Genomic DNA, 13828 nt, shown 5'->3' with positions numbered 1-13828 from the left:
GCAAAAGGTCGGGGCGGTATAGCTGGACCAATAGACAAAGCAAAGTCATTGCGACGCCCGAGGTCTGCCATGCCCTATCACGCCCCTCTTACCGATTTCGATCTGATCCTGCGCCACGTGGTGCCGCTGGCCCCTGTGCAGGCGACGGACCGCTTTGCCGAGGCGACCGAGGATATGCGGCAGGCGATCCTGACCGAGGCCGGGCGCATGTGCGAGGAGCGGCTTGCGCCGTTGCAGCGGCAGGGCGATCTGCACCCCGCGCATCTGGACAATGGCGTCGTGCGCACCAGCCCGGGCTTTGCGGATGGGTTTCGCGCGATTGCCGAAGGCGGCTGGATCGGCATGTCCGCCGATCCCGAATATGGCGGCATGGGTCTGCCGATGATGCTGGCCACCGCCGTCAATGACATGCTGTCGGGGTCCTGCCTTGCGATCCAGTTGGCGCCGCTCATGGGGCAGGGGCAGATCGAGGCGCTGGAAAACCATGCCAGCGACGAGATCAAGGCGCGCTTCCTGCCCAAGCTGATTTCCGGCGAATGGGCCGGGACGATGAACCTGACCGAGCCACAGGCGGGATCGGATGTGGGCGCGCTGCGCACCAAGGCCGAGCCGCTGGGCGACGGGTCTTATGCGATCACCGGGCAGAAGATTTATATCTCCTGGGCGGACAACGACTTTACCGAGAATGTCTGCCACCTCGTGCTGGCCCGTCTGCCCGATGCCCGGCCGGGGACCAAGGGGATCAGTCTTTTCATTGTGCCGCGCCACATCCCCGATGCGGATGGCAATCCGGGGGAGCGCAATGACCTGCGCGTGGTGTCGCTGGAGCACAAGATGGGACTGCATGGCTCGCCAACAGCGGTGATGGAGTATTCCGGCGCCAAAGGCTGGCTTGTGGGCGAACCGCATGACGGGATGCGCGCGATGTTCACCATGATGAACAATGCGCGGCTTGGCGTGGGCGTGCAGGGCATTGGCGTGGCCGAGGCCGCGACACAGGCGGCGCTGAGTTATGCGATGGAGCGCAAACAGGGGCGGTCGCCGATTCAAAACGGCACCGGTACGATCATCGATCATGCGGATGTGCGGCGCATGCTGGCCACCATGCGCGCCGATACCTTTGCCGCGCGGGCCATTGCTTTTGCCTGTGCGCAGGCGATTGATCTGGCCCATGCCACGGGCGATGCCGGATGGGAGGCGCGCGCCGCGCTGCTCACCCCGATTGCCAAAGCCTTTGGCACCGAGACCGGCATCCGCGTGGCGGAGCTGGGCGTGCAGGTCCATGGCGGCATGGGCTACATCGAGGAAACCGGCGCGGCGCAATATTCCCGCGATGTGCGGGTCACGGCGATTTACGAGGGCACCAACGGCATTCAGGCCATGGACCTTGTGGGCCGCAAGATGATGGATGGCGGCGAGGCGATGGCCGCGCTGCTCGATGAGGTGGAAAGTCATGCCGAGGGGCTGCGCGGCAGCCTGCCCGCGTTGGCCGAGCCGGTCTGGCAGGCGTCCGAGACGCTGCGCGAGACGGTCGAGAGCCTGGCCGAGCAGGGCGATCTGAACGCCCGCTTTGCGGGCGCGGTGCCGTTTCTCATGGGCTTTGCCCGGGTGCTGGGCGGGCATTACCATCTCAAAGCCGCCGAGTCCGAAGGCGCGGACAGCGCGCGCGGGCGTCTGGCGCGGTTCTATATCGAACGGCTCTTGCCCGAGCATGCCAGCCTCCTGGCGCAGGCCAGCGCCGGGGCCGAGGCGCTTTATGCGCTGTCGCCCGAGGATCTGGGCGCGTGATGGACGGAGGCACCGCAGGCATTCGTTACCCATGGGACACGCCGCCCGCAGAGGGAGAGGCGACCGAGGTCGCGCCGGGCATCCTGTGGATGCGGCTGCCGCTGCCGATGAAGCTGGACCATGTGAATGTCTACGCTTTGGATGACGGTGACAGCTGGACCATCGTGGACACCGGGTTTTCGTCGAAACGCACGCGCGCGATCTGGGAGAAATTGCTGGCCGGGCCTTTGGGCGGCAAGCCGGTGGGGCGGGTGATCGTGACCCATCACCATCCCGACCATGTGGGGCTGGCCGGGTGGTTTCAGGCGGAGAAGGGTGCGGAATTGTGGTCCACCCGCACCGCCTGGCTGTTTTCGCGTATGCTGACGCTGGATGAGCAGCACCGCCCGCCGCAGGAGACGCTGGGTTTCTGGCGCGCCTGCGGGATGGAGCCGCGCATTCTGGACGAGCGCGCCGGGGAGCGGCCGTTCAACTTTGCCGATATCGTCTGGCCGATGCCCTTGGGCTTCCGCAAGCTGCGCGAAGGCGACGAGGTTGCGATGGGCGGGCGGCGCTGGCATGTGCGGTTAGGCAATGGCCATGCGCCCGATCACCTGACCTTCTGGAGCCGCGACGAACATATCGTGATCGCGGGCGATCAGATCTTGCCGTCGATCTCGTCCAATATCGGCGTCTACGCCACCGAGCCCGAGGCCGATCCGGTGGCCGATTGGCTGGAAAGCTGTGAAAAGTTCCTGCCCTTTGCGCGCGAGGATCATCTGGTGCTGGGGGGGCACAAGCTGCCCTTTACCGGGTTGCCGCTGCGCCTGCGCCAGCTGATCGAGAACCATCACGGCGCGCTGAGACGACTTGAGGCGCATCTGGCGGAGCCGAGAACGGCGGGCGAGTGTTTCCCGCCGCTCTTCAAGCGCACAATCGGTGATGGGGAATATGGCCTCGCGCTGGTCGAGGCGATGGCCCATTGCCTGCATCTGTGGCACGAGGGTCGCGCCACGCGGGAGCGGCGCGCGGATGGCGCGTGGCAGTGGCAGGCGCGCAATCTGTAGGGCGCGCGCCCCGCGTATATCGGCCATTCCGTCGCAGCATTGATCGAAACTCTTGCCAGATTTTGCGAATCAGGAATAGACTGACCGGACGGTCGGTAAAACTTTTTGGGTGCCACGGGCCGGGGCTTGTGTCAGCGTCGGGGGAATGCACTGCTGGCGCATGACGGGAGACCAACGGGAGGACGCATATGGCCGAGGCTTTGATCTGCGACGCGCTGCGCACGCCCATCGGGCGCTATGGCGGGGCCTTGTCCTCGGTGCGCACCGATGATCTGGCGGCGATCCCGATCCGCGCATTGATGGAGCGCAACCCAGGTCTTGATCCGGCGCGGATTGACGAGGTGATCCTGGGTGATGCCAATCAGGCGGGCGAATCCAACCGCAACGTGGCGCGCATGGCGGCGCTTCTGGCGGGGTTGCCGGTGGAAGTGCCCGGCACGACGGTGAACCGGCTTTGCGCCAGCGGCATGGATGCGGTGGGCTTTGCCGCGCGCGGCATCAAGGCGGGGGATTACGCGCTGACGCTGGCGGGCGGGGTCGAAAGCATGAGCCGCGCGCCCTTTGTGATGCCCAAGGCGGGGGCGGCCTTTTCCCGGGCGGCGGAGATATTCGACACCACCATCGGCTGGCGCTTTGTGAATCCCAAGATGAAGGCGCAATACGGGATCGATTCCATGCCGCAGACGGCCGACAATGTGGCGGCGGAGTATGGCGTGAGCCGCGAAGATCAGGATGCTTTTGCCGCGCGCTCTCAGGCGCGCTGGGAGGCGGCGGACGCCGCAGGCGTCTTTGCTGAGGAAATCACACCGGTAAGTATTCCGCAGCGCAAGGGCGACCCGGTGGTTGTGGCGCGTGATGAGCATCCCCGGCCCGGCACCACGGCGGAGAAGCTGGCCGGGCTGCGCGGCATCAATGGCCCTGACCTGAGCGTCACGGCGGGCAATTCCAGCGGCGTGAATGACGGCGCGGCGGCGCTTTTGCTGGCCAGCGAAGAGGCCGCAGCCATGCACGGGCTGACGCCCATGGCGCGGGTGGTGGCCATGGCCTCGGCGGGCGTAGAGCCGCGCGTCATGGGCATCGGGCCGGTGAATGCCTGCCGCAAGGTGCTGGACCGCACCGGGCTGAGCATCGCGCAGATGGATGTGATAGAGTTGAACGAGGCCTTTGCCGCGCAGGGGTTGGCCACGTTGCGCGCCCTTGGCGTGGATGACGACGCGCCCCATGTGAATCCCAATGGCGGGGCGATCGCGCTGGGCCATCCGCTGGGCATGTCCGGCGCGCGGCTGGTGCTGACGGCGGCTTATCAGCTGCGCCGCACGGGCGGTCGCTATGCGCTTTGCACCATGTGCGTGGGCGTGGGGCAGGGCACTGCAATGATTTTGGAGAGGGTGTGAGACCATGTATGCACAGATGGTGAAATCCGAGGCGAGCCAGGACGATCCTGAAAAGCTTGCCGCCTTTCAGGCGCGCATTGATGCGGGCGAAAAGATCGAACCGAAAGAGTGGATGCCCGAGGGCTATCGCAAGACGCTGATCCGCCAGATCGGACAGCACGCCCATTCCGAGATTGTCGGCCAACTGCCCGAGGGCAACTGGATCACCCGCGCGCCGACGCTGGAGCGCAAGGCGATCCTTCTGGCCAAGGTGCAGGATGAGGCGGGGCATGGGCTGTACCTGTATTGCGCCGCCGAGACGCTGGGGGTGAGCCGCGATGAGCTGACCGAGATGCTCTTGGACGGGCGGATGAAATATAGCTCGATCTTCAATTATCCCACGCTGACCTGGGCCGATATGGGCGCGGTGGGCTGGCTGGTCGATGGGGCGGCGATTATGAACCAGGTGCCGCTGCAGCGCACGTCCTATGGGCCGTATTCCCGCGCGATGATCCGCATCTGCAAGGAGGAAAGTTTCCACCAGCGGCAGGGCTACGACATCATGATGAAGATGGCGCAGGGGACAGAGGCGCAGAAGAAAATGGCGCAGGATGCGCTCAACCGCTTCTGGTACCCGTCGCTGATGATGTTTGGCCCAAGCGACAAAGACAGTGTGCATTCGGCGCAGTCGATGGCCTGGAAGATCAAGATCAACACCAATGACGAGCTGCGTCAGAAATTCGTCGATCAGACCGTGCCGCAGGCGGAATATCTGGGGCTTACGGTGCCGGACCCGGACCTGACATGGAACGAAGAGACCGGGCATTACGATTTTACCCAGCCCGATTGGTCGGAGTTCTTCGAGGTGCTCAAGGGGAATGGCCCCTGCAACACCGAACGCATGGCCGCGCGCAACAAGGCGTGGGATGACGGAAAGTGGGTGCGTGACGGGCTTTTGGCCCATGCGAAGAAGAAGGTAGCAAGGCGCGTGGCGGCAGAGTGAGGAGCAAATTTCTTTGAAGAAATTTGCAAAAACCTTGGAAGGTTTTTGGTCCGCGAAATTGAGAGGGAGTGTACCATGTCCAGTGAATGGCCCCTGTGGGAGATTTTCATCCGCGGTCAGCACGGGCTGAACCACCGTCATGTGGGCAGCCTGCATGCGCCCGATGCGGAAATGGCGATCAAGAATGCCCGCGATGTCTATACCCGCCGCAATGAGGGTGTGAGCATCTGGGCGGTGGAGGCGCGCCATATCGCGGCCTCGTCGCCGTCGGACAAGGGGCCGCTTTATGAGCCGTCCGAGTCCAAGGTCTATCGCCACCCCACATTCTTCGACATTCCAGACGAGGCGGGGCATATGTGATGAGCCCGGAACAGCTTTTCGAATATCTCCTGCGGCTGGGCGACAACACGCTGGTGCTGGGACACAGGGTCAGCGAATGGTGTGGCCATGCGCCGGTGCTGGAAGAGGATATCGCGCTGGCCAATACCGCGCTGGACCTGATCGGCCAGACGCAGATGTGGCTGGGCTATGCCGGTGAGGTCGAGGGGCAGGGCCGCTCGGCGGACGATCTGGCCTTCCTGCGTGACGTCTGGGATTTTCGCAACGTGCTCTTGACCGAGCAGCCCAATGGCGATTTCGGCCAGACCATGATGCGGCAGATGCTGTTTGATCTCTGGCATGACCTGACGCTGGAGAGCTTGAGCGAAAGTTCCGATCCGCGGGTGGCCGAGATTGCCGTGAAAGCCGCCAAGGAGGTGCGCTATCATCTGGAACGGTCCTCGGACACGGTGATCGGGCTGGGTGATGGCACGGCGGAAAGCCATGGCCGGATGCAGGCGGCGCTGGACCTGCTCTGGCCTTACATTGGCGAGATGTTCACGCCGGATGCGGTGGACGACGCCGCTTTGCAGGCGGGGATCGGGCCGGATATGGTGCAGATCGAGACACGCTATCGCGCGCGGCTGGCCGAGCTTCTGGGCGCTGCCACGCTATCCGCACCGGACGCGCCGTTTTCGCAAAAGGGCGGCAAGAGCGGCATGCGTCACAGTGAGCATCTGGGCCATATGCTGACCCAGATGCAGTGGCTGCAACGCGCTTATCCGGGGGCCACATGGTGACAACCGCCCCCGATCTCAACCAGATATGGGCCTGGCTGGCCGAGGTGCCGGATCCGGAGATCCCGGTGGTGTCTGTGGTCGATCTGGGCATCGTGCGGGATGTGGCGCAGGAAGGTGACACCACGATCGTGACCATCACGCCCACCTATTCGGGATGCCCGGCCACATCCGTGATCGCGATGGATATCGTGAGGGCGCTGGAGGCGAAGGGATTGGCCAAGGTCGAGACCCGCCAGCAATTGTCCCCCGCATGGACCACCGACTGGATCACCGAGGACGCCCGCGCGCGGCTGGAGGAATACGGCATTGCCCCGCCGCAGCCCGCAGGCGGCCCGGCGCGCTGCCCGCGCTGCGCGTCAACAGATCTGGAGCGGATCAGCCAGTTCGGCTCGACCCCGTGCAAGGCGCAATGGCGGTGCAAATCCTGCCTGGAGCCGTTCGACTATTTCAAATGTATCTGAACAAGGGAAAGCCATGGCGCGTTTCCATTCTCTGAAAGTGACCGACCTGCAAAACACCATCCGCGATGCGGTGGTGGTCACGCTGGAGCCCGACGATCCGGGCGCTTTTGCCTTTCGTCCCGGTCAATACCTGACCTTCCGCCGCGAATTTGACGGCACGGAACTGCGCCGGTCCTATTCGATCTGTGCGGGGCTGGATGAGGGCAGGCTGCAGGTGGGGATCAAACGGGTCGAGGGCGGGGCCTTTTCCACATTTGCCAATGAGGTGCTGAAGGTCGGCGACGTGGTCGAGGCGATGCCGCCGATGGGCAGTTTTACCGTCGATCCCGATGCGTCTGCGGCGCGCAATTATCTTGGCTTTGCCGGTGGCTCCGGGATCACGCCGGTGCTGTCGATCCTGCGCTCTGTGCTGGCGCGCGAGCCGAAATCGACCTTTACGCTGGTCTATGCCAATCGCGGCGTGAACTCGATCATGTTCCGCGAAGAGATCGAGGATTTGAAAAACCAGCATATGGGGCGGTTGACGGTCATCCATGTGCTGGAAACGGATGCACAGGATATCGACCTCTTCACCGGGCGGGTGACGGAAGAGAAATGCGCTCAGTTGTTCCAGCACTGGATTGATCTGCCGTCGATGGACATGGCCTATATCTGCGGGCCGGAACCGATGATGCTGGGCATTGCGCGGGCGCTGGAAGCGGGTGGCATGGACAAGGCGCAGATCAAGTTCGAGCTGTTTGCCAGCGGCCAGCCCGGGCGTGCCAAACGGCCCGCGGCGTCCAGGGTTGAGACCGGCGCTGCACAGACAAAGGTGAGCGTTACGCTCGACGGGGCAACCCGGGTGCTGGAGGTGGACAAGGGGACCTCGATCCTTGACGCGGCGCTGGAGAATTCGATTGACGCGCCCTATGCCTGCAAGGCCGGGGTCTGTTCGACCTGCCGCTGCAAGGTGATCGAGGGCGAGGCCGAGATGGCCGCCAATCACGCGCTTGAGGATTACGAGGTGGCGCAGGGCTATATCCTGTCCTGCCAGTCCTTTGCCCTGACCGATAGGATTACGGTGGATTACGACCAATGAGCGAGACACAGGAAACGATGGCGCTTGAGGAGTACCTGGCACAGGGGGGCGTGGTGACCAGCCCGGCCAATGCCAATGCGCGTTACCGGGCCGAGGTGATGAAGATCATGGCGATTTTCATTGATAGCGAATTGGCGGGCGCGGCCGGGTTTGCGGGCAGCATCAACACCGCGCCGGGGCTGCGCGAACGCATTGCGGCGGCCAAGATCACGCTGGAAAAGACCCGCCACGCGGAAATGGTGCTCGACCTGATGGGCGAGTTCGGGGCGAATACCGCGCGCTATGCAAACTCCCACCCGTGGGAGGCGCGGCTGGAGCGCGATGCGCCGCCCGGAGCCACCCGGTCCGAGCATGACATGCGTCTGTCGGTGTTCAACTATCCGCTGGACGGCTGGGTGGATGCGGTGACCATGAACCTGGTCATGGGGCTGGCCGTGGGGGTGCAACTCGACGATCTGACGCGCGTCTCCTATCAGCCGCTGGCCGAGGCGTTCCGGAAGATTGCCCCGGTCGAGGCCAACCATGTGAAGCTGGCGCGTGAAGGGCTGGCGCATCTGGTCGAGCAGGGGCACGCGGAGGAAATCCGCGCCGCGCTGGATTATTGGCGACCGCGCGTGGTGCCTGTCTTTGGCGGCGGGGACAGCGCGCGGCACGAAATGCTGCGGCGGTTGGGTCTGCGCCATCGGGACAGCGCGGCGCAACGGCAGGCCTGGGAGGATGCGCTGGGCGCGGCATTGGCGGAGCCGGGGCTGACGGCATGAGTGCCGCGCCCGTGACTGTCGCCCGTGACGGCGATCTGGCCTTAGTCACCATCGACAACCCGCCGGTCAACGCGACCTCGACCGCCGTGCGCGCAGGGTTGTTGCGGGCTGTGGACGAGGTGGCCGGGGCGCGATTGGCGATCCTGCGCTGCGCGGGCAAGACCTTTGTCGCGGGGGGCGACATGTCGGAGTTTGATGCGCTGCCGGTTGAGCCGCATTTGCCCGATGTGATCCAAGCGATCGAGGACAGCACCGTACCGTTTCTGGCGCTCATGCACGGCTCTGTGCTGGGCGGCGGGTTCGAGATTGCCATGGGCTGTGCCTGGCGCATTGCCGAGCGCGGCACGCGGTTTGGCCTTCCGGAAGTGAATGTGGGGCTGGTCCCCGGTGCGGGCGGTACACAGCGCGCGCCACGTCTGGTTGGCATGGCGTTGGCCATAGATATGGCCGCGTCGGGGCGGATGGTTTCCGCGCCCGAGATGCTGGAGGCCGGGGGGCTGGACGCGGTGTTTGACGGAGACGCCGAGGCGGCAGCGCGCGACTTCGCCGCCGATCTGCCCGCGCGGCCCATGAAGGTCAGCGCGCGGGAGACGGTGCCGATGGGAGCGGCGGCACTGGAGGCCAAGCGTGCCGAGATCGCGAAACGCGCCAAGGGGCAGCAATCGCCGCTGTTGAATTTAGAGGCGCTGCAATGGGCGCTTTTGCCGTTTGAAAAGGGCCAGCCAAGGGAACGCGCCCTGCATCTGGACTTGCGCCAGAGCGATGAGAGCCGCGCGCTGCGCCATGCGTTTTTCGCCGAGCGCGAGGTGTCGCGCCCGGCGGCGCTGAAAGGCGCGGAGCCACGTAACATCAGCCGCGTGGCGGTGATCGGCGGCGGGTTGATGGGCGCGGGGATCGCCGCCGCCGGCCTGTCGGGCGGCTATGCGGTGACGCTGATCGAGCGGGATGCAGAGGCGGCGGCAGCCGCGCAGGCCCGTGTCTCGGGCTTGATCGAGGGGACCGTGAAACGTGGCAAGCTGAGCGCTGAAAAAGCCGCCGCGCAACAGGCGCGGTTCACCGCCAGCGCGGGGTATGACGCGGCGCGTGATGCGGATCTGGCGATTGAGGCGGTGTTCGAGGATCTCGATACCAAACGCGCGGTTTTTGACGCTCTGGCGGATGTGATGCGCCCCGATGCAATTCTTGCCACCAATACCTCTTACCTTGACCCGTGCGATATTTTTGCGGGGATCGCATCGCCCGAGCGGTGCCTTGGCCTGCATTTCTTTTCGCCCGCCCATGTGATGAAACTGCTGGAAGTCGTGCCCCTGCCCGAGACCGCGCCAGAGGTGCTGGCGACCGGGTTCAGCCTTGGCAAAGCCTTGCGCAAGGTCTCGGTGCTGGCCGGGATCTGCGACGGGTTCATCGGCAACCGGATGCTGGCGGAGTACCGGCGGCTGGCGGAGTATCTCTTGGCCGATGGCTGTCTGCCCGGCGACGTGGACGCGGCGGCGCGGGCGTTGGGGCTGCCCATGGGGCCGTTTGAATTGCAGGATCTGACGGGATTGCAGATCGCCTGGGCCAACCGGCTGCGGCAGGCGGCGACGCGCGACCCGGCGCAGCGCTACGTGACCATTGCCGATCGGCTTTGCGAGATGGGCCGTCTGGGCCAGCGCAGCGGCAAGGGCTGGTATGATTATGAAGAGGGCAGCCGCGCGCCGGTCCCGTCGCCGGAGGTGCAGGCGGTGATCCAAGGCTATTCTCGCGATCAGGGCCTGACCCGGACGCCTTTGGATAAGGACGAAATATCCACCCGCATTCTGGCCGTGCTGGCCAATGAAGGCGCGCGGATTGTCGAGGACGGGATCGCGGAAAGTGACGCGGCGGTCGATATGGTGCAGATCCACGGCTACGGCTTTCCGCGCCGGCGCGGCGGGCCGATGCATGCCGCGGGTGCCGTGGGCTGGGACAGGATTGCGGCCACCATGGCGTGGATCGCGGAGGAGAGCCCGGGCAGTTGGGTGCTGTCAGAACAGGTGAAAGGAGCACTGTGATGAGCCAACTGGATGTGTCCAGCTTTGCCTGTGGCCGCTGGATCGCCCCCGGCGCAGGCGCGCGCAACATTGCCGATGCGGTGACGGGCGAGGTCTTTGCCCGTGCGGGCAATGATGCATTGGATGTGCTGGCGATGCGTGATCATGCCCGCGCTGTGGGTGGCCCGGCGCTGCGCGCCATGACGTTCCATGACCGCGCGCGGATGCTCAAGGCGCTGGCCACGCATCTCAACGCCCATCGCGATGCGCTTTATGAGCTGTCCTATCGCACCGGCGCGACGCTAAGCGATAGCAAGATCGACATCGACGGCGGCATCGGCACGGTTTTTGTCATCGCCTCCAAGGGGCGGCGCGAGATGCCGGACGGGCATGTCTATCTGGACGGCGATGTGGAGCAGCTGTCGCGCGAGGGGACATTCCTGGGCCAGCATGTCTGCACGCCGTTGCAGGGTGTGGCGGTGCATATCAACGCCTTCAACTTCCCGGTCTGGGGGATGCTGGAGAAACTTGCGCCGACATTGCTGGCGGGCATGCCTGCCATCGTGAAACCGGCGACGGCGACATGCTATGTGACCGAGGCCTGTGTGCGGATCATGATCGACAGCGGGATTTTGCCCGAGGGCGCGGTGCAGTTGGTGTCCGGCGGGACAGGCGCGTTGCTGGATCATCTGGATTGTCAGGATGTGGTGAGTTTCACCGGCTCGGCAGACACCGCGCTGAAGCTGAGGTCCAATGCCAATCTGATGCGCAATTCGGTGCGGTTTGTGGCAGAGCAGGACAGTCTGAACGCCACCGTGCTTGGCCCCGATGTGGTGCCGGGATCGGCGGAGTTCGACCTTTTCATCAAGGAAGCGGCGCGGGAAATGACCGCCAAGGCGGGGCAGAAATGCACGGCCATTCGACGGATCATCGCGCCCGAGGCGCATGTCGGGGACGTGATCGAGGCGTTGTCTGCGCGTCTGGGCAAGGTCGTGATCGGCGATCCACGGGACGCGGCCACGCGCATGGGGGCGCTGGTATCGAGCGCTCAAAAGGCGGATGTGCTGGAGAAGGTGGCGCAGATCGGGGCCGAGGCGGCATGTGTTTTTGGCGATCCGGAGGTGTTCGAGGTGCAGGGCGCGGATGCCGCCAAAGGCGCGTTCCTGCCGCCGATGCTGTTTCATTGTGCAGACCCGGATGGCGCTGCGCGCGTGCATGAGGTCGAGGCCTTTGGGCCGGTCTCCACGGTGATGGGCTACCGCGATCTGGACCATGCGCTGGCGCTGGCCAATCGCGGCGGCGGCTCGCTTGTCGCCTCGGTGGTGACGCGCGACCCCGCCGTCGCTCGGGCGGCGGTGCTCGGATCGGGCGCGTTCCATGGGCGGCTCTATTTCAACAACGCGACGTCCATGAAGGAATCCACCGGCCACGGTTCCCCCTTGCCGCATATGGTGCATGGCGGGCCGGGGCGCGCGGGCGGCGGCGAGGAACTGGGCGGTGTGCGTGGCGTGATGCATTACATGCAGCGCACGGCGGTGCAGGGCAGCCCCGATCTTCTGACCGGGATTGGCGATGTCTGGGTGCCGGGATCGCAGGAGATCAAAGGCCCGGATCATCCCTTTACCCGCAGCTTTGAGGCGCTGGAGATTGGCGAGACGTTTCACACCGCCGAGCGTGAAATCACGCTGGAGGATATCGAGCATTTCGCCAAGTTTACCGGTGACACGTTCTATGCCCATATGGACGACGCGGCCGCCGCGCGGAACCCGTTTTTCCCGGGGCGTGTGGCGCATGGCTATCTGCTGTTGTCCTTTGCCGCGGGGCTCTTCGTGCAGCCCGATGAAGGCCCGGTGCTGGCCAATACAGGGCTGAATTCCTTGCGGTTTCTGAAGCCTGCCCCTGCGGGAACGCGGCTGCGGGTGCAACTGACCGTCAAGCGCAAGACGCGGCGGACGAGCGATTATGGCGAGGTGCGGTGGTTTGTGCGGCTGCGCGATCAGGAGGGCGATGCGCTGGCGGAATACGAGCTTTTGACGATGAATGCCTATGAGGTCTTGTCATGAGCGACACGATCCTTGTGAGCGATCACAGCACGTGGGCCGAGATCACATTGAACAGGCCGGACAGGCTCAACAGTTTCAACGAAGAGATGCACCTTGCCCTGCGCGCGGCGATTGAAGCGGCGCGGGACGGGGGCACGCGTGCGATCCTGCTCACCGGGGCGGGGCGGGGGTTTTGCGCCGGGCAGGATCTGGGCGATCGCGACCCCAGCAAGATGCAAGGCAAGCCCGATCTGGGCCATACGGTCAGGACGTTTTATGCGCCATTGGTGCGGCTGATCCGGTCACTGGAATTTCCGGTGGTTTGCGCGGTCAATGGCGTGGCGGCAGGGGCTGGGGCCAATCTGGCGCTGGCCTGTGACATTGTTCTGGCGGGGACCGGCGCGCGGTTTATCCAGTCCTTTGCCAAGGTCGGGCTGATCCCCGACACCGGCGGAAGCTGGCATTTGCCGCGGCTTCTGGGCGAGGCGCGGGCCAAGGGGTTGGCGCTGACCGGTGAGCCGCTCGGCGCGGCGCAGGCTGCGGAGTGGGGGCTGATCTGGAAGGCACTGCCCGATGAGACGCTGATGGAAGAGGCCCGGGCGCTGACCGCGCGGCTGTCTGCCGGGCCGACGCTGGGGCTGGGGCTCACCAAGCAGACGATACAGGCGGCGGCGGTCAACACGCTGGAGGCGCAGTTGGAGATCGAGGCCGATGCCATGAAGACATGCGGCGAGAGCGAGGATTATGCCGAGGGCGTCTCGGCCTTTCTGCAAAAGCGCGCGCCAGAGTTTCGGGGGCGGTAGGGACCCGGAACTGTCAAAATTCCGGGCAAGACCAGTCAAATTGCCCGGTGCTCTGGACCAATGCCGCTGCTCATCGCCGGTTGTGAATGCGCCCATAGAGCCGGGTGACGATGCGGCTTGCGGTTTTCTCGAAAAAGGCTGGGAGGAACGCGTGAATCAGCGCTGCTCCCGCCGCGGCAAACAGGGACAGGGCAAAGCCCAAAGCAAAGCGCATGTGCTGCCAGTAGGTTGAGCTACCCCCTGAAATTCGGACACTGACGTAAGCTACGATTTGTTGTCTGCTGGTCTTCGACGATAAGGAGATTAGAGATGTCGAAACGGAAGAACCATTCGCCGGAGTTCA

The 13828-nt window shown here is 64.7% G+C and carries 13 protein-coding genes; 12 read left to right on the top strand and 1 reads right to left on the bottom strand.

Translation table 11 applies throughout. The features are described from left to right. Positions 1-69: 69 nt before the first annotated feature. From PGB28_RS16070 to paaG, 12 genes are all read left to right on the top strand, one after another. Complete coding sequence (locus tag PGB28_RS16070) at positions 70-1788, top strand: acyl-CoA dehydrogenase (protein ID WP_271422543.1); 1719 nt, start codon at positions 70-72, stop codon at positions 1786-1788. Next, positions 1788-2834: an MBL fold metallo-hydrolase gene (locus PGB28_RS16065; RefSeq protein ID WP_271422643.1), complete on the top strand. Its 1047-nt coding sequence runs from the start codon at positions 1788-1790 to the stop codon at positions 2832-2834. Before PGB28_RS16070 ends, PGB28_RS16065 begins: the two co-directional genes overlap by 1 nt. A 188-nt stretch (positions 2835-3022) precedes the next feature. After that, positions 3023-4228 carry a 3-oxoadipyl-CoA thiolase gene (gene pcaF / locus PGB28_RS16060; protein WP_271422542.1) on the top strand — a complete coding sequence of 402 codons (1206 nt, stop codon included), beginning with the start codon at positions 3023-3025 and terminating at the stop codon, positions 4226-4228. A gap of 4 nt (positions 4229-4232) precedes the next feature. Further along, complete coding sequence (gene paaA, locus PGB28_RS16055; RefSeq protein WP_271422541.1) at positions 4233-5210, top strand: 1,2-phenylacetyl-CoA epoxidase subunit PaaA; 978 nt, start codon at positions 4233-4235, stop codon at positions 5208-5210. Positions 5211-5285: 75 nt separating this feature from the next. Then, the gene (gene paaB / locus PGB28_RS16050; protein ID WP_271422540.1) at positions 5286-5570 is read left to right on the top strand and encodes a 1,2-phenylacetyl-CoA epoxidase subunit PaaB; all 285 of its coding nucleotides are present in this window, start codon (positions 5286-5288) and stop codon (positions 5568-5570) included. Next, a complete protein-coding gene (gene paaC, locus PGB28_RS16045) occupies positions 5570-6328 on the top strand; it encodes a 1,2-phenylacetyl-CoA epoxidase subunit PaaC (protein WP_271422539.1) in 759 nt (252 codons plus the stop codon). The genes paaB and paaC overlap by 1 nt, the downstream gene beginning before the upstream one ends. Then, on the top strand, positions 6322-6789 hold the full coding sequence (gene paaD / locus PGB28_RS16040) for a 1,2-phenylacetyl-CoA epoxidase subunit PaaD (RefSeq protein WP_271422538.1): 468 nt from the start codon (positions 6322-6324) through the stop codon (positions 6787-6789). Before paaC ends, paaD begins: the two co-directional genes overlap by 7 nt. Before the next feature lie 13 nt (positions 6790-6802). Then, positions 6803-7867, top strand: coding sequence for a 2Fe-2S iron-sulfur cluster-binding protein (locus tag PGB28_RS16035; protein WP_271422537.1), 1065 nt, complete (start codon positions 6803-6805; stop codon positions 7865-7867). Next, positions 7864-8628, top strand: coding sequence for a Phenylacetic acid catabolic protein (locus PGB28_RS16030; protein WP_271422536.1), 765 nt, complete (start codon positions 7864-7866; stop codon positions 8626-8628). The genes PGB28_RS16035 and PGB28_RS16030 overlap by 4 nt, the downstream gene beginning before the upstream one ends. Beyond that, complete coding sequence (locus PGB28_RS16025; protein ID WP_271422535.1) at positions 8625-10661, top strand: FAD-dependent oxidoreductase; 2037 nt, start codon at positions 8625-8627, stop codon at positions 10659-10661. Before PGB28_RS16030 ends, PGB28_RS16025 begins: the two co-directional genes overlap by 4 nt. Next, positions 10661-12703, top strand: a complete 2043-nt coding sequence (paaZ, locus tag PGB28_RS16020) for a phenylacetic acid degradation bifunctional protein PaaZ (RefSeq protein ID WP_271422534.1) — start codon at positions 10661-10663, stop codon at positions 12701-12703. Before PGB28_RS16025 ends, paaZ begins: the two co-directional genes overlap by 1 nt. Further along, positions 12700-13485: a 2-(1,2-epoxy-1,2-dihydrophenyl)acetyl-CoA isomerase PaaG gene (gene paaG / locus PGB28_RS16015; protein WP_271422533.1), complete on the top strand. Its 786-nt coding sequence runs from the start codon at positions 12700-12702 to the stop codon at positions 13483-13485. The genes paaZ and paaG overlap by 4 nt, the downstream gene beginning before the upstream one ends. A 70-nt stretch (positions 13486-13555) precedes the next feature. On the opposite strand, the gene PGB28_RS16010 is transcribed toward paaG, so the two are convergent. After that, complete coding sequence (locus PGB28_RS16010; protein ID WP_333908246.1) at positions 13556-13732, bottom strand: DUF6356 family protein; 177 nt, start codon at positions 13730-13732, stop codon at positions 13556-13558. Positions 13733-13828: the final 96 nt, after the last annotated feature.

The organism is Primorskyibacter aestuariivivens (assembly GCF_028023675.1).
Taxonomy (GTDB): Bacteria; Pseudomonadota; Alphaproteobacteria; order Rhodobacterales; family Rhodobacteraceae; genus Marinovum; species Marinovum aestuariivivens.
This window is presented reverse-complemented; position numbering and strand designations above follow the sequence as displayed.

Bases quoted from the DNA above. Each gene is read 5' to 3' on its own strand.
- PGB28_RS16070 (WP_271422543.1), top strand. From the start codon at position 70: ATGCCCTATCACGCCCCTCTTACCGATTTCGATCTGATCCTGCGCCAC.
- PGB28_RS16065 (WP_271422643.1), top strand. From the start codon at position 1,788: ATGGACGGAGGCACCGCAGGCATTCGTTACCCATGGGACACGCCGCCC.
- pcaF (WP_271422542.1), top strand. From the start codon at position 3,023: ATGGCCGAGGCTTTGATCTGCGACGCGCTGCGCACGCCCATCGGGCGC.
- paaA (WP_271422541.1), top strand. From the start codon at position 4,233: ATGTATGCACAGATGGTGAAATCCGAGGCGAGCCAGGACGATCCTGAA.
- paaB (WP_271422540.1), top strand. From the start codon at position 5,286: ATGTCCAGTGAATGGCCCCTGTGGGAGATTTTCATCCGCGGTCAGCAC.
- paaC (WP_271422539.1), top strand. From the start codon at position 5,570: ATGAGCCCGGAACAGCTTTTCGAATATCTCCTGCGGCTGGGCGACAAC.
- paaD (WP_271422538.1), top strand. From the start codon at position 6,322: ATGGTGACAACCGCCCCCGATCTCAACCAGATATGGGCCTGGCTGGCC.
- PGB28_RS16035 (WP_271422537.1), top strand. From the start codon at position 6,803: ATGGCGCGTTTCCATTCTCTGAAAGTGACCGACCTGCAAAACACCATC.
- PGB28_RS16030 (WP_271422536.1), top strand. From the start codon at position 7,864: ATGAGCGAGACACAGGAAACGATGGCGCTTGAGGAGTACCTGGCACAG.
- PGB28_RS16025 (WP_271422535.1), top strand. From the start codon at position 8,625: ATGAGTGCCGCGCCCGTGACTGTCGCCCGTGACGGCGATCTGGCCTTA.
- paaZ (WP_271422534.1), top strand. From the start codon at position 10,661: ATGAGCCAACTGGATGTGTCCAGCTTTGCCTGTGGCCGCTGGATCGCC.
- paaG (WP_271422533.1), top strand. From the start codon at position 12,700: ATGAGCGACACGATCCTTGTGAGCGATCACAGCACGTGGGCCGAGATC.